The organism is Enterobacter sp. PTB (assembly GCF_051130085.1).
Taxonomy (GTDB): domain Bacteria; phylum Pseudomonadota; class Gammaproteobacteria; order Enterobacterales; family Enterobacteriaceae; genus Enterobacter; species Enterobacter ludwigii.
Map to the genome: position 1 here is coordinate 25,906 of NZ_JBDKEE010000001.1, position 24,139 is coordinate 50,044.

Here is a 24,139-nt window from a genome sequence, read left to right on the forward strand (position 1 = left end):
CTTAGTTTCCTTGCGGCAATCCGTTCAGCTCAGCCTGGGTATTTTCAGGCGACACCAGCAGAGTAATTTCCACCCGGCGGTTACGGGCACGGTTTTCCGGCGTATTGTTAGGTGCCACTGGATTAATCTCGCCGCGGCCTTCCGCTTTCACACGTTCAGGTTGAGAGAGGCTTCCCTGCAGCATTTTCTGAACTGACCGGGCACGTTCCAGCGACAGTTCATAGTTAGAGGCAAAGCGCGCGCTGCGAATTGGCACGTTGTCGCTGTAGCCCACCACCAGAATTTTACCGCTGACGTTATTCATGGCCTGTGCAATACGGTTTATCACCGGCTCATAACGGTCACGTACCACGGTTGAGGCGGAAGCAAACAGGCCGTCCCCTTTCAGGATCACCACGCTACGGTCCGCTTCATCTTTTACCGCAACCAGACCGGCTTCAATTTCCGGCTTCAGGAAACCACGCAGGTTCAGCACCGCAGGCAGCTGGCGGGCAGGTTGCTGGATAGTCGTTTCGGGAAGCTGTGACTGATAAATTTTTGCTAATACCGGGTTGGTGCTATCGCCAAGCCGCCAGTTAAGCACGATATAGAACAGGCAGGCGATAAACCCGGCCAGCGCCACGCAGGCCCACAGAGGTACCATGGGTCGCCATAGCTTGCGCAGTACCGGACGATCTTCCGGATGCGGTGAGAGCTGTGGCGGGTAACTGCCACGCACGCCGCGAATCATCTGCCACAGCCGTTGCTTGATGGTTTCAAGCTGGGTGCGGCCATTATCCAGCACCCGATAGCGCCCCTCGAAGCCGAGCAGCAGGCAGTAGTTGATCATCTCCAGCAGCAGAATATGTTCGCGCGGGTTTTGCGACAGACGCGCCAGCAGCTGGAAGAACTTTTCGCCGCCCCAGGTTTCGTTATGAAACGTCACCAGCAGACCATTGCTGGACCAGACGCCGCTGCTGCCCCAGGGGGTGAGCGCGGCGGCCTCATCAAGTGCCGTACACAGGCAGTAACGTGCCCCGACGATCACCTCATAGGCCAGACCGGCCTGCTGACAGCGCACTTCGAACCGGCGGATCTCATCGATCAGGCGCTGGCGCAACGCCACCTGATCGTCATGTGATACCGAATGACGGATTTGCGGAATCGCATTGAGCAGCGGATTGGCGGCCGCCACCAGCTGATTGTTGCTACTGGCTCCGGTAAACGCGGCATCACTGCCGGTATCCTGTCGTTCCTGCATATTAAGCGCTCGCTTTATTATTCAGTCGGGCTACGGATGGCCCAAAACTCCATATCAAGTCCCGGGAACTCGCCTGCGAGATGCAGGGCGAAAGCGCCGGACTTATCCATCTCGTGCCACAGCTCGCTCCCCTTCTCCAGCTCGAAGTAGCTGTAGCCTGCATGCCAGGGGATCTGCGGCGGTGCGACCGGCATGGCTCGCAGCATAATGCCAGGCAGTTGCAGCTGAACCAGATCGCGAATTTTCGAGACCGGCGCCACTTTCATCTGGGCAGGGAAATGGGTTTGCAGGTGTTCGCCCGGCACGTTGGCTTTGACTGCCAGCACGAAACCGAACTCACGCACCATGCTGGTTTCCGGCACGGTCGCGATGTTCAGACCGTGGGAACGCTCGTTAAGCGGCAGCTGGATGGCATGGTCTTCCATCACCAGAGACAGCCCCTGACGCAGCAGCATCATCAGTTTGCTGAAGCAACCCGCGAGGTCGTCGTGATCGTAAATTGGCAACACGCTTTCAGCGGTACGCTGAGACGCCCAGGTGGCGAGCTCGGTCGCAAACGGCAGCCAGCTGCGCCAGAGTGTTTCCGGATGCAGCAGCGGAAGCGTTTTTAAATGCGAAACCTCGCCCAGATGACGGTTCACCAGTGAGAGCAGCGTGAATTCAATCAGTTCCGAGGTATTAAAGCGGCCAGGCTGGCGCAGACGACCGCCAATTTGCTGGCTGCGCTGCACCAGTAAGCCGTGCAGATCGTTAATCATGCTGTAGATCTGCGGACTGTTATTGGCGTTCAGCATCGGCGGAATGTAGCTGCTATCGAGACGCACGTGGTTATCGTTGCGTTTCTCGGTCACAAACGCCACGCCGATAGCGGTCCACTCTGCCGTTACATCTTTTTCCAGCATCAGGGTCAGACGCAGGCGGCCAAACTGTACGGTGGCATCGCCTACCGACATGGCGTTGTCGTCTTCCACCTCTTGCTCAAAGGCGATGAAGCGCGCCAGCGAGGCCGGCTCTTCACTGAAGATCACCTCTTCTCTCTCTCCACGGCGAACCGGCAGTGCGAGCACCACCTTTTCATTGGTGAGATTGTCAGGGATTTTCAGCGGCACCGGACCATTGCGGCCATTGCGCACCTGGAAAAAGGTTCCGTCAGGCAGCAGTCCGCTGCAGTAACTCAGGGCAATGCATCCCTGGCGCAGCATCGCTTCGTCCAGCTCAACGTCGAGAAAGCCCCAAAGGTATGAACGCTGCAGCGCACCCCATTCACGAACGTGGTTGAGCAGATAGCTTTCAGTCCGCTGAAAATGGTGTGGGCGCAGGAACATGCCTTCGGTCCAGACGACCTTTTCTGCTTTCGTCATGATGATGTAATTCCTGTTATGAAGCGCGTTACTGGCTGATGACCCGGATGCCATTCACGTCGAGAAAAACGTTGGCCTGGAGTTCATCCGCTGACCATTTCCAGAACTGGTAGATATGGTTTTCGCCTGGCACAGGCAGAGGGAGTGAAACGCGCCATTTTTTGCCATCCAGCATCTGATATTCCGCCATCACACCAATGTAGCGGGCGTCGGGAGAGCTCTGTCCACTCAGGGTTTTCGAGAGCTGACCCGGCATCAGGAAGAAAACATCGCTGTTCAGCAGATTCGCGCCAAGCGTGGCTGACGCGTTGTTCTGCAGGGAATAGAAGTCGCTGGACATGAAATCCGCATCGGATTTCAGCAACAGCACTCTGACTTTTAGCGGCGCAGATTCATTGATTTGTGGATGAGCCTGAAACTGCAGATTGTAGCGGGAAGGGTCGCTGTGTGAAGACGACGTACAACCACTGACAAGGGCGAAAATCGCCGCGTAAAAGACGGACCACAACCAATGAAAATTTTTATTATTCATAAAAATACGCTCAGGGACGCGGTTTAGTTCAGGATCCAGGTACCGTTAGCGCTGTCTTTGCAGGCTTTGCTGTTACCGTCCACATCAACACAGGTTGCCTTCTTACGCACTTTCGCACGCTGGGCCTGCTTACGGACGGTCGCTTCGTACTGATCGGCTTTGATCACTGCACGCATCGGGACGTAGCCAATCAGCTGATCATTTCCCTCATCGGCAAGCGCCATCCAGTAGTGCTCAACCTGACCCAGGACCACATACGTTTTACCGGTTTCCAGGGTACGGATAACCTTTCCGCCGAAGTCAGGACGGCTCATCAGCGAGGCCGGATACATGGCACGATACGGCTCATTGAGCTGAGTAAACTCTGCTGGAGGTAAAACAGCATGACGGTGGGTTAACGTGACGCCATTGACCTGGCTGGTCACGATCGTGTCGTCGTTGATCACAGGTTTCTGCGGCGCTTTACAGCCCGCCACCGCCATTACAAACAGAAGTGAAAACAGTACGCGCATTTTCATATGCTTTTCCGTAGCGATATTTCGATGATGGAGATAAAGGGGATGAAGTTTGACTTAGGTGCTATTGTTAAAATAGTCAGTATATTTTCGGGGCGTTACTATTTAAGGGCATAGCTACCGCACGAGCCCTTCAGAATAAGGCCCAGCGTCTTCCTGACATATTTTGACAAACGGTAAGCAAGTTTACATGAGCTTGCCACCAATTCAATATTTACCGCTTCATAACTGATGGTTAATGAAGCACTCGAGACATTATAGGATTAATCTGAGAAAAAAATACGATTTAGCTAAAATCGTCTATTTCCCTCAAGCCAAAATCACATATCCATATGATTTAAAATGAAATTACACAAAAGAGAATCACTTTCATTAACGCAATAACCCTATTACTGCTACTACCATAATTAGTAGAATCTGGCTTTATGGGGGGCGAAGAAAATATATCCAATATGAATTATTTGTTGCATTATCGAGGTAACTTTCAATTTCAGCCAGACCTGTCTCAATATATGAAATTGTTTCAGGGAAACTGAGAAAAGTTAATTTTACACCTCAAAATAAGTTTGTCTTTTAATCTCCCTTTCGGATTTAATCTGGTAATTTTCCGATATTAACAATTAAGCACAGCTACATATTCCTGGTTAAAGCGACGATTAATTTGCACCGATTCCTCCTGTCTGCAGGGGTCTTCGTCGCCCTGCCCTTCAGCCACCTTCATCTGAAATTTAACGCTGACTTCATCATCGCTTCGCTTTCGCCATAGCGCAGAGTGAACAGGTGATAGATAAGATTTATTATAAAAATGATAAAATTTCGTTATAATTTCTTTAAATGTTTACGCCGATTAGCTTGTAAGCCACTGTAAAATATAGCCATTCAATTCAATGCATTTAACTTTGCTCTGGCCTCTGGTAACAGACGCCATCATTGTTTTCGCTTATTGGCAAACCCGGTGGTTTATGGGCGCAGGTGATGTTATGACCGCACAAGTCAGGAGTTGGTATGAATAAGAAAAGACGCTCAGTTCCCGGTATCAGGCACTATGACGGCCCAGCCGGTGGCTGGGGGGCGTTAAAGGCGACGGCCATTGCGGTACGTACCCAAATGGATACGCTGGATGCCCCCACAACTCTGCTGCGCACAAACCAGCCTGACGGTTTTGACTGCCCTGGCTGTGCGTGGCCCGATAAAGAACACAAATCCACGTTCCAGTTCTGTGAGAACGGGGCGAAAGCCGTCACCTGGGAAGCCACCAATAAACGCGTCACCACGGATTTTCTCGCCAAAAACAGCGTGTCCTCGCTGCTGGCTAAATCTGACTTTGAGCTGGAAGGTTACGGTCGTCTCACCCATCCTCTGCGCTATGACCGGGCAAGTGATACCTTCCAGCCAGTGGAATGGGACGACGCTTTCCAGCGTATCGGTGAGGTGCTGCGCGGGCTTGAGCCTGACCAGGTCGAATTTTATACCTCCGGCAGAGCCTCGAACGAAGCAGCGTATCTGTTCCAGCTGTTCGCCCGCGAGTACGGTACCAATAACTTCCCCGACTGCTCGAATATGTGCCATGAAGCCACCAGCGTCGGTTTACCCCGTTCCATTGGTATCGGGAAAGGGACCGTCTCACTTGATGACTTCGATAAAACGGAGCTGGTTATCTCCATTGGTCATAACCCTGGTACCAACCATCCGCGGATGATGGGCACGCTGCATGAGCTGGCTCGCCGCAACGTACCGATTATCGTCTTTAATCCCCTGCGCGAGCGCGCGCTGGAACGTTTCGCGGATCCGCAAAGCGTTATTGAGATGGCAACATACAGCTCTACCGATATCGCCTCCACCTATTTCCAGGTGAAAGCCGGGGGCGATGCCGCTGCGTTAAAAGGGATCGCAAAACACCTGCTGGAGATGGAGAACGAACGCGGAAACGTGCTCGATCGCGCCTTTATTGCTGAACACACCCTGGGCGTTGAGGCGTTTACTGCGGATATTGCGCAAACCGACTGGGAGGCCATTGAGCGTGAATCCGGGTTGAGCCGGGCAGCGCTCAAATCCGTGGCCGAGGCCTACGCAAAATCGAATGCCACCATCATCACCTACGGGATGGGCATCACCCAGCATAATAAAGGCACCGCGAATGTCCGCCTGATCGCTGATCTGTTGCTGCTGCGCGGTAACATTGGCAAACCCGGCGCGGGGATATGCCCACTGCGCGGCCACTCGAACGTTCAGGGTAACCGCACCGTGGGCATAAGCGAGAAACCGACACCGGCATTTCTCAACCGCCTGAAGGAGGTATTCGGTTTTGAGCCCCCTGCTCACCACGGCCATGATGCGGTGCAGGCAACGCAGGCCATGATCGACGGACGTGCAAAAGCGCTGATCTGTCTGGGGGGAAATTTTGCGGTAGCGATGCCCGATCACGAGAACGGTTTTCCGGCAATGAATACGCTGGATCTGAGCGTGCACATCGGTACCAAGCTCAACCGCACCCATTTGCTGGTGGGTAAAGAGACCTTTATTTTGCCGTGCCTCGGTCGTACCGAGCTGGATGTCCAGGCCACCGGACGCCAGTCTATTACCGTGGAAGACTCGATGTCGATGGTGCATGCCTCTTCTGGCAAGCTGAAACCCGCCTCTCCGCGCCTGCGCGCTGAGCCGGCCATTGTCGCCGGAATGGCGCAAGCCACCCTGCGGGAGACCCGCGTGGACTGGATGACGCTGGTTGAGGATTATGACCGTATCCGCCACCTGATTGAGCAGACCATTCCGGGCTTCGAGAATTACAATGAACGGATCCGCATTCCTGGTGGTTTTCGCATGCCGCTGCCGCCCACAGAACGTATCTGGCCAACGGCGACGGGCAAAGCGATGTTTTCGGTTTTCGACGGCGTCAATGAGAACGCCAGTGGTGAAGGCGATAATGTGCTGCGCCTGATCACGCTGCGCAGCCACGACCAGTACAACACCACCATTTACGCCCTTGATGACCGCTACCGCGGCGTCTTTGGCCGTCGCGATGTGCTGTTTATGAATGAAGACGATATGGCGCAGTCAGGCCTGGAGCATGGCGATCGCGTGGATATCGAAACCGCCCTGCCGGGGAGCGTTCAGCGTCTGGAAGACATTACCGTTGTGGCCTACAGCATTGCGCCGGGTTCCGTCGGAGCTTACTACCCGGAGGCCAACGTACTGGTTCCGCTTGATTATCTGGATAAGGACAGCGGTACGCCGTCTTATAAATCGGTTCCGGTCCGCCTCATCCTGCGTTCGAAAGAGATCCGCGTGCTGTAAGGCTTTCAACTCAGAGAAATACGATGGATATAAAACAGTTAAAGTACTTAATCGCACTCGATCAGACCCGGCATTTTGGTAAAGCAGCCTCGCAGTGCAACATCACCCAGCCGACCCTCTCCATGCGTATTCGCAGCCTGGAAGAGGAGCTGGGCCTGGTGCTGATTACTCGCGGGCAACGTTTTGAAGGCTTTACGCCCGAAGGCGAACGCATTCTGGCATGGGCGCGCGCGGTGCTGGCCGCTCACGACGGCCTGCAGGCCGAAGCCTCGCTGTGCAAAGGGCAAGTGGTGGGTGAATTGCGTCTGGGAATGGTGCCGCTGGCCAGCGTGGATCCGATGATCTTTATCCGCCAGCTGACGCAAAAATACCCGGAGCTGACCTACAGCCTCTACTCAATGTCCTCGCAACAAATTGCCGACGGCGTCAGCCGGAATCAGCTTGAACTGGGGATTTGCTACCTGAACAGCATCGACACCCGTCCGTTTGATATTATCCAGCTGCCAAAAACCGAAATGGGATTGCTGCACGATATCCGCCATTTCCAGCTGGATCAGGAGACGCTGACCTGGCAGGAACTGATGGCATTTCCGCTGGGGTTTCTGACCAAGGGGATGCATTATCGCGAGCATATGGAGGTGAGCTTTAAATCTGCCGGCATTAATCCCGAGTCTGTCTTTGAAAGCGATTCCACGTTCCAGATCATTCAGGCGGTACAAAGCGGCGTCTGCTGTGCCGTGATGCCGCTGAACAACGGGCTTGAGACGCTGAACAGCCATTTCAGGATTGTCCCCATCGCCGACGCGAATATTGAGGCGCCCATTGGCCTGATAATGCGCAAGCAGAAACCCCTCTCCTCACTCGCGCTGCGCTGTTTTACCGATGCGCAGGCGATTTATAGCCCTGTTCATGAAGGCAATTGTTGCTAAGGAGAAACATTAATAGCATATCTCTCCTTAAAGTTAATTATATACCACAATGGTTTTCAATATTGATTCATATGGTTTTTGTTAAATATATCAATTCCTTTCCTTCGAATAGCATCTATCCACATGTCAGCCATCCATGATCCAATACCAAAACTTTGGATGGCTGTCTCTCTCATTAAGCGATGCTCATTTGCGATTGTGGTTGGCATGAGCGCACTATCGTCAGTATTTATGCACACCGCTAATGGACCGCTTCTTAACCCAAAACGATTGCATTGCTCACCGGGTTTTAGCCAATCCGGGTTGGGTGGATTCCAGCGAAATAAAGGATGCTCCTGATATTTTTCGAACCGCCCAATATATATGTTGGATGTCGGGCAAGCTTCAATCACCAACCCTTTTCTTGAATATTTTTCCATCAAGAAATCCTGAATAGCCTCATATAATCGTAATTCTCCACAAGAAATGACATCAGTGTCGGAACGTCCACCAGCGAATTTATCACCACCATCTGGCTGACAATTTACTGATATTATATGATTAAAAGGATTATTCTCTTCGAGACCACTATCAAGATACCGTTGCCAAAGCGTTTTCGGACTCAAATCTTTATGATCATCATCATTCATTAACAAATCTGCATCGGGCACCCACTCATAAAAATTAGCAAGTTCAGGTTGCATCGTCTTGAAATCGGGCCAGTTTCGTCTTAATAGCCACGCCTGATATAACAAGCCAGGTGTCGAAACGGCGTTGTAAAGTCGATGCGACCAGTAGTGAATTTTATCACGTAACTCATGCATCACAGGAATATGCTCAACCGTAAGTTGTGAAAGCTGAACAGCTTGATGATAAGCCCATACTAAATTATCGAGGTGTTGTCCCGCTGTCAAATAAGCTCGCCGTTGACGTTTTGCCCAACTCGCTGGTTTAACACCAAGCGCAAGGCCATGCCCTAACCGATCACCTACGCTTAGTAAACAATATTCGACGGCTTCATCCAAAGCCCTAAGTCCGCTTAGCAAGTGACTATAATCCTCACCGGCATGTACTGTAATAAAGGGACGCTGGAGTCGTGTTGATAATGAAAGTCCTTTTGGATGTTTTCCTGCCCTAAGCACTCTAAGTATTGGGGAAAATACCTCTATTGGTAATTCATTTTCATTTCCCGCTACATCATATCCCCGGACTAAGCGCCTGACATCTACTGTTTGGGGCATATCGCCAATATTACTTTTGTATGCCTCTTCCTGCAAAGTCACAGAAGAATTAAACATTTCAAGACCACGCACTTGGCTCAAAAGATTAGCCCTATAACTTTCTAATCTTTTGTCGTTTGGTCGTTTTTTATCGGGGTAACCACGAGTAAAATGAACAACTAAATGCGATTTTTCGAGAATGTTTTCTTTTTCATGCCTAGCATAGAAGTCCATGATTTTATTATGGTAAATATTAGGCTTATTTTTACCAAGAACGTAATCAGGGGATACACGATATTCTCGACAAACCCCTTCAAGAAAATCATACTTCATCCCTTCGCTTTCAAAATATTTTTTATCTGCTCGTCTGACACCTGAGGTAAAATACTCTACAAATTGCCCTAATCCAACAGAAGATACAACCATATAATTTCGCAAGACATTGCTGCAGCGAACGAAATTCATTAAACAATTCCGATAGTCTGTATTGTGAGTATCAGTCAGAACGGCAATACAAAATAGTAACCAGCGGTGATGCCCACGAAAACGCTCGTTAACAGATGCATGTAACAACCTTTGCTGCATAGTCACAAAAGGCAGAAATTGTTTAACTTGCTGTATATTCCACACATCTTCATTATTAGAAGAACCATGTAAAGCATCTTCTAGCACTCTATATTCTATAGCTTTATTCTTATCAGAATGAGATAAAAACTTAATAATGCAGGATACATAACCAGACAAATAATCTGGGATTTTTTGTTTATTTAAAAGTCCACTTTCAAAAAGAGTATACTCTTCTCTTCTCGGCCATTTAATTTTTTTATTAAGTTTGAAATCACCATCTATGAAACTGAGCATTGATAATGAGGTATATCCATGCCCATTAAAATGAACGTGATTATCGGCATAAACAGTATCGTTCCTTTCTCCTGGAAAAGCAAAAGGACATTGTCTTCCCGTCAGTAGTGATATCAGATCATCCTCTGATAGAACTTTCTGTTTTACTAATTGAGTATACGCGGTGGATATTATCCAGGCTGGATCCAGTAAAGAACAGATCATCAACCATGATTCGAGTCGTTCTCCCTTAACTTCAAAACAATCTCCCTGCCACAGTAAAAAATGGTTGGCCAATTCTGTAAGAATATCTAACACATTGATATGTGACTCTTTATAGCACCAATGGTTAATATTGTTGACAATGTCTTCGTTTCGAAGCCGCCCTCCATGATAATGTTGATAATCACGTGCGGCTGAAGCAAGTATAGTGTTCTCATTTTGTTGACCATTTGTATAAGTTGAATGTTGATTTGCATGATTCATCAAATGGTGATAAAAAAGGCGATCTGAAGACAATGTCGTCACAGGGATCAACCAATAAGGATCTTGATTAAACATATTATCCCCTAACGGTAATGTTCAATTGCAAATGTAAGACCATTGTACATTCTGGCAATAAAATTATTACCTTGAATCTTTGATTTCATTTTTGAACTGCTCATTATTTTATCTAAGATTACATTGGCAATATCTATTTTATCCCTGGCCCACTCAACCACTTCAGCAGTTATAATACTTTCATTCCCTGAATCCATTCCATACAGAATTCTAATTTCTTCAAAAGATGTCGCAGATAAAAAATCATTCTTTAAACTATGACTCGCATCCCCCTCAAAAATAGTATCACCGATAGGGTATTCATTAACATCCGAAGAAAAAAATATCGGGTTGCACCACATCGCTTGTATTAATTTTGCATAATCAGAATCAGTTAATAGTTTGATAGTAAGGGCTGTATTCCCACTAGCTGAAACTACTCCAGATATGTTTCTGAACAACGTTCGATCAGCTTTAGAAAATTCCGAGAATTTTCTCACAACATCAGAACGGGCACCCGTCGCGACGTTAGCATTAATGATTAAACCTTCTTTTAGGAAGGTTGTTAGTGCATTAATATAAATATACTGGAATCTACGAGCCAAATCAGAAAGATGTTCATCCTTAATCTTTTTCTTATCCAACAAGTTTAACTTTAGCACATTAAGCTGTGAGAATACCTTATTGAACACCATACTGATTAGTGGTATTAAATTAAGACCCTGAAGTGAAGGCAACCGATTATCATTAAACCATTCATATAATTCACTGGCAAATTTAGAAACAGTTTCATCATACTCAACCAAATTATCATCCGTTCCACTTTCACTGCTATCTTCAGTAATAACTTTTGTTGGATTAACAGCAAAAATTGAATAAAAAGGCGCTTTTGAAAAAATTGACATAAAACTCTCCTTGAATTTCCCTTCTTCAAGAAAAACGTCAGGTAAGTTATTTGTAATAGCTAACATGGACCATGATAATAATTCAAAAGCACGACTAAAAAATATATGATACCTTCGATTTTGTTGCTGACTATAGTAATCCCTATGCGTATAAATTGCGAGTAATTCCTTATTACCATGTTTATTTTCAGCCGTCGTTTTACTAATAAACATTGGTTCCATTATAAACTCTAACTCTGGCATACTCCTCAGGATATTAGTTTCCTCTGAAGAAGCACCTACCATTGCCTGAGGGAAAACTGTTTCTAAAATTTCAAAGTTTGTATCATGGGCCCGTAGCTCTTTTATTTTGGCATACTGCTGAGAATAAAAATCCTTATCGGCCCAGGTATATCGTTCTTTTTGTAATAATGGATTAAACGCCGATAAATTGTGAAAATCTAGCTGACTGGCTGAGGACATTTCCATAATTTTCAGATACGATTCAGCATTAGTGATTGCAATGCCATCTCGACGATCTTCAGCCCAGACAAAGAAGTTACTCCACAGAGATTCTGATTTTTCCTTACTCGAATAAAGTTCTTCAGGAGGGAGTAATCTGACAAGTTGCGAAACGGTACGTGCGCTATCGGGCTGCGGCCAAATGGTACTACGTTCGTTACCGTTGCAAAGTGGATAAAATACACTTTTGATCAGTTTTTCATAACCCGGATAGCTTATCTGCTGCATTCCATATTTTATCACTAAATTTGGCAGGAGTTGCTGAACCGGCAGCAATGGCAAGCGATCGTGGAATGGAAAAACTTTGGTCAGATAGGCTGAAGAAAGTTGCTCTGCGGCATTTTTAACTCTCGTTGACATTCTTCCTGCTGCTAAGGCATTTTCAAATTGCATTGTGGTAATATGTCTATATAATTCATCATCACCACTCACCAGAGGAAGTATTAATGGGCAAGACAATAAGCATCTGATATCATCAAGAACACCGAATGCGTTATCAATTTTCATATCAACGTCGTCGACCGGCAATACCAATGCATCACAATTTAATAAATTTACGCTTGCAATTAAAAACTCATGAAAATAGCGTTCAATATGTATTCCAGAGCGGTATTTCTGAATCCTATCTATTCCTCTTAATTCATTTAGCTCTGCTGATTCCCCAAGTGAACCAGAGAGTTTTTTTAAAGCTTCAAAGAAATTATCTTTATGTAATTGATTACTTTCAGGCCTCCTTAATACTTTTTCTACAGAAGCATAGACCGAAGCGATAATGACCTCAGAAAATCTGTCACCAATGTTTAACAGAGTAGGATCGATAACATCTATAAAGTGAAGGTTAGGGGTATCATTTTGACTTTTCCCCTTTTTAGACCAGATTGCTTGTGCATTACGTAAAAATACAGTTTTACCGGTTCCTCTGGCTCCACTAACGAAAATTGCATGATGATAGCTATGCAGTTTACTGGGATATTGCGTACATCTCGATTCATGCTCTTTTTTATATTTTCTAGCCTCTCTACCCATTTTATCTAATAAAGAAATCAATCGAATGTTAGCATCTTGTTGCCATAGTTCACTTTGCTCATTGTTCTCATCTGCTGAGTGAAAGTCATCTTTATATTCAGGTGCATCAAGATTAAGTATAATACTGCTTGGCATAGTCCCTCACAAAATATAATAATCAACATTAGAATGGTTTTTATTGCAACTTTATCTTATCAATTACTTACGCCCATGACTACTTTTAAAGACAATTCTTATTTACAAAATGGAGAGATACACCTCATAAGCCTATATGTAATGTAGGAACGCTTCGGGAACGACGTTGTTCAGCAACTGAGAATAGCCCTGCCTCTCAACCACGCTGAAACCGTTAATGAGTACCGCCTCGCAAACGGCACGGTATTCCGCTGCGCTGACCAGCGTCGTCAGTGCATCGCGGATGGCATTGAGCGTCGTGGGTGAAGTAGCGCCTGCGGAGATCAGGGGCAGGCCCGGCGTCAGCGGAGTTTGGTCAATCAACGTCAGACCCGCCAACGTTTCCGGCTCATGACGCTGCAGCAGTGCCCAGGTGACACAGTCGATAGCGGCGATATGCCCCTTCCCGCGTTTGACGTCAATCAGCGACTGACGGTGGCTGCCACTGAATGACGTTTGCGAAAAGAAAGAGGCGCTGGTCACCCACGGTGCCACTTTTTTTCGCAGCGCGTGATAGCCGGACTGCGAGTCAGGAGAATTACACACAGCCCGACGTCCGCGGAAATCCGCCAGCGTAAGATGCCGCTCCTCCGCACGCGTCACCAGAAAACTGCGGTAGTGACTCCCTTCGCATCCCGCTGCCGTGTAGTGAAAACAGCCCACCACCTGCACCTCCGGGAGCTGCGTGACCAGCGGGTAGCCGCAGGTCTGGCTGAGAATAAGCTCTGGCTGCTGCCAGTGGATCAGCAGGTCCGATTCCGGCCAGCCGGGGACACGCTCGACGTACACGCCCCGGTCGACCAGAAGTTGTTGCACCGCCAGCCAGAGCGCGCGAGTGTCGGCGCGATCCACGGCATACATGGGAAACGCCAGCAGGTTATTCATATCCTTCCTCTTGTTGTTTTCCGGGATGAGCGGTGACCGCCACTGGCCGGGTCAAGAACTGGCGTAGCCATTCGCCGTAGCCCCTGACCACAAAGCCATGGTTACGCTTCTGGTACGCCGCCCGGTTTTGCAGATAGACGCTTTTTAGCCCATACCACGGAACACCCGGTAAATCGTGATGGACTGAATGGTAGTTAAGATTTAAAAACAGCACCCGCCAGAACAGCCCTGCTTCGTTGATGACAGAACGCGCCAGCGGATCATCCGCCGCGCGATGTTCATAAAAGGAGCGCACTTTGGTCAGCGCCAGCGCCGGATAACTTACCGCCAGCACAAACCAGACGGGTGAGAAACCGTTGTGCATCATCCAGGCAAACAGCGCTGCCAGCAGCGCCGCGTGGACGAGCCACATTGCCATTGCGCGCAGGTGAAGATGGCGAAACGCCGTTACGGCGCTGGCCAGCGTCTGCAGGATATCCAGCAGCGGTGCCAGCAACAGCCGGCCGCAGAAGGTATTCCGTGCATGGATCACGCGCTTGTGCCAGGGCGAAAAACGTGCCCAGCTCTCCTCGGTAAAATAGTACGACTCCGGGTCATCCACCGGGATCGTCAGGCTATCGTGGCGATGATGGGCAAGATGAGAGTCCCGGTACAGACCATACGGATACCACACCGCCAGCGGAAGCGTGCCAAACAGCGCGTTAAGCCAGGCAAACCGCGTGGGATGGCCGTGGATCAGTTCATGCTGGAGTGACATATACCAGGTGGTAAATCCGATGAGCAGCAGCGTGGCGGGCAGCAATCCCAGCGTTTTCCAGTACGCCAGCGTGGCAAACCAGCCACTGTAAAGGGTGATGATGACGATCCACGTGGGCAGTTCGCTTCGCCACAAAAACCCCGAGGCGAGGTGGTGAATTTGATCGCGTTGTTGCGGATGTAAATAGAGGGAGCTTCGTTTACCCATGCCTTCAGACGCCGTTTCGCCAGAGAGAATGCCCTGACGATCGGGGAAAACGCCTGAAATAACAAAGAACTTATATCGCTTTGCTTTGCCAGAAACGCGGGCAGCGCGAGATCTCCCTCTCGTTCGCAACTTGACTTATTTTGCAATAAAGGTACTTTTCAGGACATGAAGAAGATCCTGATTATCGTCCCTGACGGCGGCATGCTGTTTGAAGCCGCCGGTATCGCAGACATTCTGATGCAGGCGAACCGGCTGCATCCGGAAGGCCTAGCCCATCCCTGTTACCGCATTATCATCGCCACCACCCAGCCTCACCAGGTGATCCACGGCCAGTCCGGCCTCAATCTGCTGGCGGATTATCGCCTGCCGGAGCTGGATCCGCGTGAACCGCTTGATACGATTATTATCACCGGCCGCGGAATGAACGAGCAGGAGAGCACGGCGGTGGGGGACTGGCTGCACCTGGCTGCGCCACACGCGCGGCGGATAGCCTCCATTTGCGGCGGCGCGATGCTGCTGGCCCAGACTGGCCTGCTTGATGGACGCCGGGCGACCACCCACTGGCGGCTGCTGGAGACCCTGCAAACCCAGTACCCGGCCATCCATGTGGAAGGTGGCCCGCTGTATATTCAGGACGGTCCCATCTGGACCTCCGGTGGGGTTAGCTCCGGGTTTGATTTGACCCTGGCGCTGGTGGAAGACGATTACGGTTTTACCCTCGCTCGCGAGGTGGCGCAGGATATGGTGATGTATCTGCGCCGCCCCGGCGGGCAGCTGCAGTTCAGTCGCTATAATCTTCAGCAGCCCGGCACCTCCGGCCCGATAAGCGACCTGCAAACCTGGATCCTGGAGAACCTGACCGCTGACCTGTGCGTGGAAAATCTGGCGCAAAAAGCGGCGATGAGCCCGCGCAATTTCACCCGCGTGTTCACCCGTGAAACGGGCGCCTCTCCGGCGCGTTATGTCACCGAAGCACGCCTTGCCGCCGCCCGGCAACTGCTTGAACAGACCAGCAACCCTCTCGAACGCATTGCTGAGCAGAGCGGGTTTGGCAGCAGCATCAATTTGCGTCGCGTCTTTGAGAAACAACTCCACCTCACGCCTGGCGAGTATCGTCAGCGCTTCCACTGTCGCAAAATGGCATAATGTGATCCTTTTTTGTCGTTTACGCCATCCGGACTGACGCCTACAGTGACGCCAGACAACAGAGATAAGGAGTGCACTATGGTTAAGGTCGGCATTAACGGTTTCGGCCGTATCGGACGTAATTTCCTGCGCGCGGCGCTGGGTAACCCGGATGTGCAGATTGTGGCAATTAACGATCTGACGGACAGCAAAACCCTCGCCCATCTGCTCAAACATGATTCCCTTCTCGGCACGCTGCCGGCTCCCGTTGAAGCCGCGGACGGTGCGCTGCAGGTCGATGGCCAGCGGATCGTCGTCTTTAGCGAACGCGATCCGGCGAATATCGCGTGGCGTGATGCCGGCGTTGACGTGGTTATAGAAGCCACAGGCTTCTTTACGGAGCGGGAAAAAGCAGCCGTGCATATCACGCACGGTGGGGCTAAGCGCGTCATCATCTCTGCCCCCGGCAAAAACGATGACCTGACGGTGGTCATGGGCGTCAACCATGAACAGTACGATCCGGCTCAGCATTACGTAGTGAGTAACGGCAGTTGTACGACCAATGGCCTGGCCCCCGCCGCTCAGGTTTTGCATCAGCAGTTCGGTATTGAGCATGGCCTGATGAACACCACGCACGCTTATACCAACAGTCAGGCACTGCACGATCAGCCAGAGAAGGATCTGCGCGGTGCACGTGCGGCAGCGCTGTCGATTGTGCCTTACTCCAGCGGTGCGGCGAAAGCGCTGGGGAAAGTGATCCCCTCACTTGACGGTAAACTGACCGGGTATTCCCTGCGCGTGCCGGTTCCGGTGGTGTCGATTGTGGATTTGACGGTAACCCTGAGCCGTGACGTTACCGCCGAGGAGGTGAATGACGCCTTCCGGAAAGCCGCTGCCAGTGGCCCCCTGAAAGGCATTCTGGGTTACAGCGATGAACCGCTGGTTTCCAGTGATTATCAGGGCGACCCGCGCTCGTCAATTATCGACGGGCTCTCCACCCTCGTGATTGGCGGCAAAATGGTGAAGATCCTGGCGTGGTATGACAACGAGTGGGGATTCTCAAACCGTCTGGTGGATCTGGCGGTGCTGATGGATAAGAAAGGGTTGTAACCTTCCCCCCGTTCCCACTCTGAGTGGGTATCGCTGCCCGGTAGCCTTTCGCTGACCGGGCACGCGTTCGTCACTCTGCTTTGACTTTCACGCCCATAAACACAATTACCATGGCTGTCACCAGCAGGAAACCGCTGCCCGCGAAGACGCCGCTGGCACCGTTGAGGTCGAATACCGCACCACCCACTGCCGCACCGGCGCTTATCGCCAGCTGGATAGAGGCCACCAGCAAACCACCCGCACTTTCGGCTTCATCCGGCACGGTGGTGGCAAGCCACGTTGACCAGCCCACCGGTACCAGACCAAACGCAAAGCCCCACAGCGCGACCAGTAACCCGTCCAGCATCGCCAGATGACCAAACGCCACCATGGTGAGAGCAAGCACGCCCATCGCGAACGGTACCAGTGCCAGCGTCAGGCGCAGATTACGCGCCAGCAGATGCCCGGCGACGGAGGTGCCGATGAAGTTGGCAATCCCAAAGCCCAGCAGGATCAGCGAGATGCTCTCCACGCTCGCCTGCCCCACCGTTTCAAGGAACGGACGCAGGTAGGTAAAGAAGGCAAAGTGGCCGCTGAAGATAAGAATGGTCGCCAGCATGCCGCCAATCATCCCCGGACGACGCAGCACGCGGAACAGCGTACTCAGGCTGCCGCTGCTTTCCGGCTTCATGGACGGCAGTACCCAGAGCTGCCATAGCAGCGCCAGCATGCTCGGCAGAATGCAGAGAATAAAGACGTTACGCCAGCCAATCAGGCTACCCAGATAGCTTCCCAGCGGCGCCGCCACCACCGTCGCAATCGAGACGCTGGAGAAGATCACCGCCAGCGCTTTCGGCACTTTATCGGCGGGCACCAGGCGCATCGCCGTGGCGGTCGACATCGCCCAGAATCCCCCGATCGCCACACCCAACAACAGCCGGCCCATCAGCAGGACGTGCAGCGTGGGCGCAAAAGCCACCAGCAGGCTGGAGATGATCTGCAGCACCGAGAAGAACATCAATACCCAGCGACGGTCGATATTTTTGGTGGCCGGCGTGATGAGCAACCCGGTGACCAGCGCCACCAGCGCCGTGGCCGTCACCGCTTGTCCGGCCATCCCCTCGGACACCCCCAGGCTCGCGGCCATCGGCGTCAGCAAACTGGCGGGCAGGAATTCTGCTGTGATCAGGCCGAATACGCCAAGCCCCAGTGAGTAGACGGCTCGCCAGGCGGGTTTTGCAGGCGTGACCGCCTCTCTCGCCACGACACATGAATTCATCTGTTGTTCTCCCGTTATAAAAATGTGACAACTGTCGCAAAAGCATAGTGGGTTCACCCTGGACGATCTATGACATATAATCTCCACTTATTGATTATTCGTCCGGAGTTGCGACATGACCGCTCAGTCACCCGATTTGATCAGCGAACTTTTGCGCGGCATGCGCCTGTCGGGCGTGAAATACCGTCGAATTGAGGCCAGCGCGCCGTTTGGCGTGGCGTTTCACCAGGCGCCCGGCAAAGCCCAGTTCCATTTTGTCAGCCACGGCAGCGCCCTTTTGCGTATGGAGAGTGGCGCCACCTTCACGCTGAATGGCGGCGACGCCCTTTTTATCCCGAACGGCAACGCCCATGCCCTGCTCTCTGACGAGCACGCCAGCATTACCCCGGTCAGTGCGTTCCCCAGCGAGCCTATCTGCGGTTCGGTCTGTGCGATCACCTGTGAGCCGTGTCCGGAAAGCGAGAACACCATCATCTTCAGTGGATGCATGGATTTTGAACTGGGCGGGATGCAGCCGCTGATCAAGGCGATGCCGGAAGTGATGATGGTGAGCCGACTGATGTCCACATGGCCGGAAATTCATCCGCTGCTGGCAGCGATGGAGCGGGAATCAATGACCCGCCAGGCCGGATTCGCCGGGATCCTCGCGCGACTTGCCGACGTGGTGGCCGCGTTGATCGTGCGTGGCTGGGTTGAAGGAGGCTGCGGCAAAGCTACCGGCTGGGTGCAGGTATTGCGCGACCCGCGTTTGAGCCGGGCCATTTACGCCATGCATCAGCAGCCAGGCCTGAACTGGAGCGTGGCGGATCTGGCGAAAGAAGCGGGCACTTCCCGCTCCGTGTTTGCTGAACGTTTTCTGGCAGCCACGGGAACCACACCGGCAAAATATCTCAGCGAACTGAGGATGCGGCTGGCCATTCAATACATCCGCCACGAAAATCAGCCCATTGAAACCGTCGCGTTGCGTCTGGGGTACGGTTCACTGGCCGCGTTCAGTCGGGCATTTAAGCGCATTATTGGGCATGCACCGGGCACGTTGCGCGAGACCAGCCAGACCCCGGAAGAGGTCTGAGCCAGGCGTTAGCGCTACGTATTTTTTGCCAGTCGCCTTTCGCGATTTAATTATGGGGCGTTCTAAGGGAGCACCTGGCGCTATTACAGAATAAAAGAGCATTCCGCGCATTTTATTATCGCGCCATGATTTGCTCCCATTGATTAAATTAAAAGCAATATAATTATTTATCATAAAAAAGAATTACCTTTCATCGAGATAGCAAATTCTCCCAATTCCTTCCGGCGCATAACCAGACGGTAAATTGTCTGGTTATGCGCAAAATGGGATATTCGACACGCGAAGCGGCCAATATTCGTCTAAGGTTTTCAGGTGATTGATAACAGCGGCAACGCTGCTCAGCGAATACAGGAGATGAACTGATGATAAGACCTCGTACACTACGCCCTGCTCTTTTGCACCTGGCTTTGGGCGGCGCGTTACTCGGTGTGACAACATGGGGTTATGCGGAAGAACAACTCACCACCCAGACAAGCTCCCCCGATATTTTACTTGGTCCTCTCTTTAATGATGTGCAAAGTGCCAAACTGTTTCCCGATCAAAAGACCTTTGCTGACGCCGTGCCAAAAAGCGATCCGCTGATGATTCTGGCGGATTATCGTATGCAGCGCACCCAGTCTGGCTTCGATCTGAAGCACTTTGTGGAAATGAACTTTACGCTGCCAGCGGAGGGTGAAAAATACGTCCCGCCTGCCGGGCAAACTTTACGTGCACACATTGATGACCTCTGGCCCGTACTGACCCGCACCACCGATAAAGCGAGTAATAAGTGGGATTCCCTTCTGCCGCTGCCTAAACCCTATGTCGTGCCTGGCGGACGTTTTCGCGAGGTCTACTACTGGGACAGTTATTTCACCATGTTAGGGCTGGCTGAGAGTGGCCACTGGGACAAAATCAGCGATATGGTGGACAACTTCGCTTACGAGCTGGACAGCTGGGGACATATCCCGAACGGCAACCGCAGCTACTACCTGAGCCGCTCCCAGCCTCCGTTCTTCGCGCTGATGGTCGAGTTACTGGCGACCCATGACAGCGATGCGCTGAAGAAATACCGTCCGCAAATGGAGAAAGAGTACGCCTACTGGATGGAGGGGGCCGACACGCTGCAGGCCGGACAAGCCAACAAACGTGTGGTGAAGCTGGACGATGGCTCAGTGCTCAACCGCTACTGGGATGACCGCGATACGCCGCGTCCTGAATCCTGGCTCGATGATATGACCACCGCTAAAAGCAATCCTAACCGACCGGCCACGGAGATCTACCGCGATTTACGCTCAGCGGCCGCCTCGGGGTGGGACTTTAGCTCCCGCTGGATGGACGATCCGCAAAAACTGGGCACGATCCGCACCACCAGCATTGTGCCTGTCGATCTTAACGCCCTGATGTATAAGATGGAAAAATTGCTGGCCAGGGCAAGCCAGGCATCCGGCGATACCTCCGCTGCCAGCAAGTATGACGCGCTGGCGACCGCGCGTCAGAAAGCGATCGAGAGCCATCTGTGGAATGATAAAGAGGGCTGGTACGCGGATTACGATCTTAAGAGCAAAAAGGTGCGTAATCAGCTTACGGCAGCCGCACTTTATCCGCTCTATGTGAAGGCGGCTTCGCAGGATCGCGCTGATAAGGTCGCTGCAGCGGCATCGTCACGCCTGCTCAAGCCGGGCGGCATTTCCACCACCACCATCAACAGCGGCCAGCAGTGGGATGCACCTAACGGCTGGGCACCGCTGCAGTGGGTGGCGACGGAAGGGTTGCAGAATTACGGGCAGGATAAGGTGGCAATGGATGTGACCTGGCGCTTCCTGAAAAATGTTCAGCATACCTATGACCGCGAACAGAAGCTGGTAGAGAAGTACGACGTTTCGAGTACCGGTACAGGGGGCGGCGGCGGCGAATATCCGCTGCAGGATGGCTTCGGCTGGAGCAACGGCGTGACGCTGAAAATGCTGGATCTGGTGTGTCCGAAAGAGAAACCGTGCGACAGCGTGCCGGAGAATCAGCCGGCGGCAAACGATGCTGTCGCGCCGGCGAAAAGTACGGCGCAATAAAGCGGCCGCATTCCCTCACCCTCTCCCACCAGGAGAGGGTGAATGGGCCGTCTTACGGGGTTTAACAGGGCGTCAGAAGCTGTAGCTCGCGCCTAACTGATAGGTTCGGTCACGCCCAATCCAGCAGTTGGTCGCATCGTAACAGGTCAACGTCTCTTTATTGGTGATGTTCTGCGCGCTCGCTTTCAGGGTCAGCCCTTCAAGCGAAGGCAGAATTTCGCCCATCCGATAGGATGCCGCCAGATCGTACTGCGTGGTGCCACCGAGTTTACCCGCGTCGTTCGCCGGTGAAATCTCCATCGGCCCGGTGTAGCGCGCCCCGGCTCCCAGCATCAATCCTTTCAGTGGCGTATTCTCAAAGGTGTAATCCCCCCACAGGTTGAATGCATTTTCCGGCACCTGCGTAGGGTGTTTGCCCTGATACTTATCGTCCTGCGTATTGATGGCGTGAGTGTATGCGTAGTTGGCAATCAGGTTCAGATTGTCTGTCGGACGGCCAATCACAGACAACTCCGCCCCTTTAGACTCCACTTCGCCGGTCTGACGATAGTTCAGGAAGCCGGGATCGGAGGTGACGACATTCTTCTGGCGAATAGTAAACACTGAGGCGGTAAAGGTGGTGGCGTACTCTGCCAGCAGATATTTCACCCCGCCCTCCACCTGCTTGCTGGTGGTCGGCTTGACTTCTTTCGCCGTCAGGGTTCCCTGCGGCGAGACCGGGGCAAACCCTTCTGAATAGCTGATAAACGGAGAGAGACCGTTGTCGAAGGCGTAGAGCGCACCCAGTCGTTTGGTAACGCGATCCTGCGATACCCACGCCTTGTCGCCGTTATGCAGATAATCGGTGGTGACGGAGCGATAATCATCATAGCGCAGGCTGCCCAACAGATTTAAGCCGCCAAACTCCACCTGATCCTGCAGGTAATACCCATTCTGCTGATAGCTCAGACGGTTTTTCTGCGCGGTATACAGCCCCAGCGCATCCTCATGGACCTGTGAATAGTCCGGATTGCGCATATCAATCCCCGGTGTTGTCGAGGCATAGCGGTAGTGGAAGTGGGAATTCAACTTCTGGTAGTCAAACCCGGCCAGCAGATGGTGTTTCCACTCACCCAGCGCAACGGTTTTGGTCACCTGATTATCAATGTTGACGCTCCGGAGATCTTCATCCGTGGTGTAGGCAAAGCGGTTAAGCTGATTGACTTCACTGCCCGGCCCGGTTGCATAAATACTGCGCTGGTGGGTATCGATGTCAAAATAGCGTGCCTTCTGGTTAAAGCCCCAGCCGCTGTCAAATTCATGTTCAAAGCTGTAACCCAGCATCCACTGGCGCTGTTTAAACCCGCTCCATTCGTCGCCGGCATAATCCCGCTTGCCCGCATATTTCGAACGCAGCCAGGCGAGCGGCAGCGGGTTAGACGGCGTCAGGCTTGGGGAGTTTTGCGCCAGCGCATCAAGGGTGAGACGCGTTTTGTTGTCCGGTTGCCAGGTGACAGACGGCGCAACCAGGTAGTTTTCATACCGGGAGGTGTGCGGCTGATCGTCACTTTCCGTCGCTTTCCCCAGCAGACGGTAGTTCCAGTCGCTATCGGCAATTTGCCCGGTCGAATCCAGATACCCCTCTTTCAGGTTACGGTTGCCGGTGTTAAAACCCAGTTCGGTCCGGGCGGATTGTTGCGGTTTTTTACTCTGAATATTCACCAGCCCACCCGGCGAGGCACCGCCGTACAGTACCGATGAGGGACCTTTGAGAATATCAACGCTTTCAACCAACAGCGGATCGATACGCGCTTTGGTATTGCCGGTGACGTTATAGGGTAACTGCAGCCCGTTGTAGAACTCCTGATCGACGGTAAATCCGCGAATTTTATATTCGCTCATGTAGGAGGTGTTTCCGCGCACCTCGGTCGACACACCCGGTGCATAGCGCAGGATCTCATTCACGGAGTTCGCGTGACGCTTATCGATTTCCTGTGCCGACAGGGTATTGATCACCTGCGGGGTTTTACTCTCGGCAACGGCTGATTTGGTTGCGCTGTTCGTCCAGTCGGGCAGTACGCTGCCCTGCTCTGAGCCCGTAACTACGATGGTTGATTCTTCGGCAAACGCCTGTACCTGCAATGCCAGCGTCACGGCTCCTGCCAACGCGCATAACGTGAAACGAGAGGGGTTCATAAAGTCGTCTTGTGATTAAATGTAATCAGGAACGACAATTATTATCATTTCGATTAGCAAATCAATATGCACGTAAAAAAACGGCCCTCCTTGAGAGCCGTTTTAGTGAAGTTATGCCCGTCGCAGTAACCTGAAAATGCCCAGCACCACAATGGCACCCACGACAGCCACCAGGAAACTGTGCAGGTCAAAACCGCTAATGCTGCCACCAAAGCCAAACATCGTCGCCAGCCAGCCGCCTACAACCGCCCCCACGACACCGAGCACACACGTCAGTATGAAGCCGCCGCCATCATTTCCCGGCATGATAAGTTTAGCGATAGCGCCAGCAATTAGACCAAAGATAATCCAGGCGATAATACCCATAGCGATGCCCTCTTGCAGGTTTAATGCATGCGCAGAAAACCTTCTGCGCAGGTAACTTAAGTATAGGTCATCCCTGGAAA

17 protein-coding genes are annotated in these 24,139 nt (G+C 51.8%); 6 read left to right on the forward strand and 11 right to left on the reverse strand.

Features of this window, described 5'->3' with window-relative positions:
• Position 1: 1 nt before the first annotated feature.
• Genes AAIR21_RS00120 through AAIR21_RS00135 form a run of 4 tightly spaced genes read right to left on the reverse strand, consistent with a single transcriptional unit; the run spans position 2 to position 3,651 of the window.
• A complete protein-coding gene (locus AAIR21_RS00120) occupies positions 2–1,240 on the reverse strand; it encodes a DotU family type VI secretion system protein (RefSeq protein ID WP_014170554.1) in 1,239 nt (412 codons plus the stop codon).
• 17 nt (positions 1,241–1,257) lie between these two features.
• Positions 1,258–2,601 (reverse strand): type VI secretion system baseplate subunit TssK, encoded by a 1,344-nt coding sequence (gene tssK, locus AAIR21_RS00125; RefSeq protein WP_020883454.1) that lies wholly within the window; start codon positions 2,599–2,601, stop codon positions 1,258–1,260.
• A gap of 28 nt (positions 2,602–2,629) precedes the next feature.
• Entirely contained in the window at positions 2,630–3,133 is a 504-nt protein-coding gene (gene tssJ, locus AAIR21_RS00130) for a type VI secretion system lipoprotein TssJ (protein WP_014170556.1), read from the reverse strand.
• A gap of 23 nt (positions 3,134–3,156) precedes the next feature.
• Positions 3,157–3,651 carry a hypothetical protein gene (locus tag AAIR21_RS00135; protein ID WP_014170557.1) on the reverse strand — a complete coding sequence of 165 codons (495 nt, stop codon included), beginning with the start codon at positions 3,649–3,651 and terminating at the stop codon, positions 3,157–3,159.
• Positions 3,652–4,653: 1,002 nt separating this feature from the next.
• On the opposite strand from AAIR21_RS00135, the gene AAIR21_RS00140 reads away from it, so the two are divergent.
• On the forward strand, positions 4,654–6,942 hold the full coding sequence (locus tag AAIR21_RS00140; protein ID WP_183516249.1) for an FdhF/YdeP family oxidoreductase: 2,289 nt from the start codon (positions 4,654–4,656) through the stop codon (positions 6,940–6,942).
• Positions 6,943–6,965: 23 nt separating this feature from the next.
• A complete protein-coding gene (locus tag AAIR21_RS00145; protein WP_113655987.1) occupies positions 6,966–7,871 on the forward strand; it encodes a LysR family transcriptional regulator in 906 nt (301 codons plus the stop codon).
• A 56-nt stretch (positions 7,872–7,927) separates the two neighbouring features.
• On the opposite strand, the gene rdrB is transcribed toward AAIR21_RS00145, so the two are convergent.
• The 4 genes from rdrB to AAIR21_RS00165 form a co-directional block, all read right to left on the reverse strand.
• Complete coding sequence (gene rdrB, locus AAIR21_RS00150; protein ID WP_113655988.1) at positions 7,928–10,471, reverse strand: antiviral RADAR system adenosine deaminase RdrB; 2,544 nt, start codon at positions 10,469–10,471, stop codon at positions 7,928–7,930.
• An 8-nt stretch (positions 10,472–10,479) separates the two neighbouring features.
• Complete coding sequence (gene rdrA / locus AAIR21_RS00155) at positions 10,480–13,017, reverse strand: antiviral RADAR system adenosine triphosphatase RdrA (protein WP_113655989.1); 2,538 nt, start codon at positions 13,015–13,017, stop codon at positions 10,480–10,482.
• A gap of 132 nt (positions 13,018–13,149) precedes the next feature.
• Entirely contained in the window at positions 13,150–13,941 is a 792-nt protein-coding gene (locus AAIR21_RS00160; RefSeq protein ID WP_113655990.1) for a phosphate/phosphite/phosphonate ABC transporter substrate-binding protein, read from the reverse strand.
• Positions 13,934–14,905, reverse strand: a complete 972-nt coding sequence (locus AAIR21_RS00165; protein ID WP_183516248.1) for a fatty acid desaturase — start codon at positions 14,903–14,905, stop codon at positions 13,934–13,936. The genes AAIR21_RS00160 and AAIR21_RS00165 overlap by 8 nt, the downstream gene beginning before the upstream one ends.
• A gap of 165 nt (positions 14,906–15,070) precedes the next feature.
• Between AAIR21_RS00165 and AAIR21_RS00170 the strand changes: the two genes are divergently transcribed.
• Both AAIR21_RS00170 and gap read left to right on the forward strand, forming a co-directional pair.
• The gene (locus tag AAIR21_RS00170) at positions 15,071–16,051 is read left to right on the forward strand and encodes a GlxA family transcriptional regulator (RefSeq protein WP_183516247.1); all 981 of its coding nucleotides are present in this window, start codon (positions 15,071–15,073) and stop codon (positions 16,049–16,051) included.
• A gap of 78 nt (positions 16,052–16,129) precedes the next feature.
• Positions 16,130–17,140, forward strand: a complete 1,011-nt coding sequence (gap, locus tag AAIR21_RS00175; RefSeq protein ID WP_040017756.1) for a type I glyceraldehyde-3-phosphate dehydrogenase — start codon at positions 16,130–16,132, stop codon at positions 17,138–17,140.
• Between the two features lie 70 nt (positions 17,141–17,210).
• Here the strand turns inward: gap and AAIR21_RS00180 are convergent, their stop codons facing one another.
• On the reverse strand, positions 17,211–18,398 hold the full coding sequence (locus AAIR21_RS00180; protein ID WP_032678410.1) for an MFS transporter: 1,188 nt from the start codon (positions 18,396–18,398) through the stop codon (positions 17,211–17,213).
• Between the two features lie 115 nt (positions 18,399–18,513).
• On the opposite strand from AAIR21_RS00180, the gene AAIR21_RS00185 reads away from it, so the two are divergent.
• Positions 18,514–19,470 (forward strand): AraC family transcriptional regulator, encoded by a 957-nt coding sequence (locus tag AAIR21_RS00185; RefSeq protein ID WP_063156550.1) that lies wholly within the window; start codon positions 18,514–18,516, stop codon positions 19,468–19,470.
• A gap of 362 nt (positions 19,471–19,832) precedes the next feature.
• A complete protein-coding gene (locus AAIR21_RS00190) occupies positions 19,833–21,518 on the forward strand; it encodes an alpha,alpha-trehalase (protein ID WP_025203879.1) in 1,686 nt (561 codons plus the stop codon).
• A gap of 72 nt (positions 21,519–21,590) precedes the next feature.
• On the opposite strand, the gene AAIR21_RS00195 is transcribed toward AAIR21_RS00190, so the two are convergent.
• Together AAIR21_RS00195 and AAIR21_RS00200 are read right to left on the reverse strand one after the other, a co-directional pair.
• Entirely contained in the window at positions 21,591–23,693 is a 2,103-nt protein-coding gene (locus tag AAIR21_RS00195; RefSeq protein ID WP_183516246.1) for a TonB-dependent siderophore receptor, read from the reverse strand.
• A gap of 111 nt (positions 23,694–23,804) precedes the next feature.
• Entirely contained in the window at positions 23,805–24,059 is a 255-nt protein-coding gene (locus AAIR21_RS00200; RefSeq protein ID WP_010432765.1) for a GlsB/YeaQ/YmgE family stress response membrane protein, read from the reverse strand.
• Positions 24,060–24,139: the final 80 nt, after the last annotated feature.

Excerpts from the sequence above, each read along its gene's own strand:
- AAIR21_RS00145 (WP_113655987.1), top strand. The coding sequence starts at position 6,966 with ATGGATATAAAACAGTTAAAGTACTTAATCGCACTCGATCAGACCCGG.
- AAIR21_RS00120 (WP_014170554.1), bottom strand. The coding sequence starts at position 1,240 with ATGCAGGAACGACAGGATACCGGCAGTGATGCCGCGTTTACCGGAGCC.
- AAIR21_RS00140 (WP_183516249.1), top strand. The coding sequence starts at position 4,654 with ATGAATAAGAAAAGACGCTCAGTTCCCGGTATCAGGCACTATGACGGC.
- AAIR21_RS00165 (WP_183516248.1), bottom strand. The coding sequence starts at position 14,905 with ATGGGTAAACGAAGCTCCCTCTATTTACATCCGCAACAACGCGATCAA.
- AAIR21_RS00170 (WP_183516247.1), top strand. The coding sequence starts at position 15,071 with ATGAAGAAGATCCTGATTATCGTCCCTGACGGCGGCATGCTGTTTGAA.
- AAIR21_RS00160 (WP_113655990.1), bottom strand. The coding sequence starts at position 13,941 with ATGAATAACCTGCTGGCGTTTCCCATGTATGCCGTGGATCGCGCCGAC.
- rdrB (WP_113655988.1), bottom strand. The coding sequence starts at position 10,471 with ATGTTTAATCAAGATCCTTATTGGTTGATCCCTGTGACGACATTGTCT.
- AAIR21_RS00195 (WP_183516246.1), bottom strand. The coding sequence starts at position 23,693 with ATGAACCCCTCTCGTTTCACGTTATGCGCGTTGGCAGGAGCCGTGACG.
- AAIR21_RS00190 (WP_025203879.1), top strand. The coding sequence starts at position 19,833 with ATGATAAGACCTCGTACACTACGCCCTGCTCTTTTGCACCTGGCTTTG.
- AAIR21_RS00135 (WP_014170557.1), bottom strand. The coding sequence starts at position 3,651 with ATGAAAATGCGCGTACTGTTTTCACTTCTGTTTGTAATGGCGGTGGCG.
- tssJ (WP_014170556.1), bottom strand. The coding sequence starts at position 3,133 with ATGAATAATAAAAATTTTCATTGGTTGTGGTCCGTCTTTTACGCGGCG.
- AAIR21_RS00180 (WP_032678410.1), bottom strand. The coding sequence starts at position 18,398 with ATGAATTCATGTGTCGTGGCGAGAGAGGCGGTCACGCCTGCAAAACCC.
- rdrA (WP_113655989.1), bottom strand. The coding sequence starts at position 13,017 with ATGCCAAGCAGTATTATACTTAATCTTGATGCACCTGAATATAAAGAT.
- tssK (WP_020883454.1), bottom strand. The coding sequence starts at position 2,601 with ATGACGAAAGCAGAAAAGGTCGTCTGGACCGAAGGCATGTTCCTGCGC.
- gap (WP_040017756.1), top strand. The coding sequence starts at position 16,130 with ATGGTTAAGGTCGGCATTAACGGTTTCGGCCGTATCGGACGTAATTTC.
- AAIR21_RS00200 (WP_010432765.1), bottom strand. The coding sequence starts at position 24,059 with ATGGGTATTATCGCCTGGATTATCTTTGGTCTAATTGCTGGCGCTATC.
- AAIR21_RS00185 (WP_063156550.1), top strand. The coding sequence starts at position 18,514 with ATGACCGCTCAGTCACCCGATTTGATCAGCGAACTTTTGCGCGGCATG.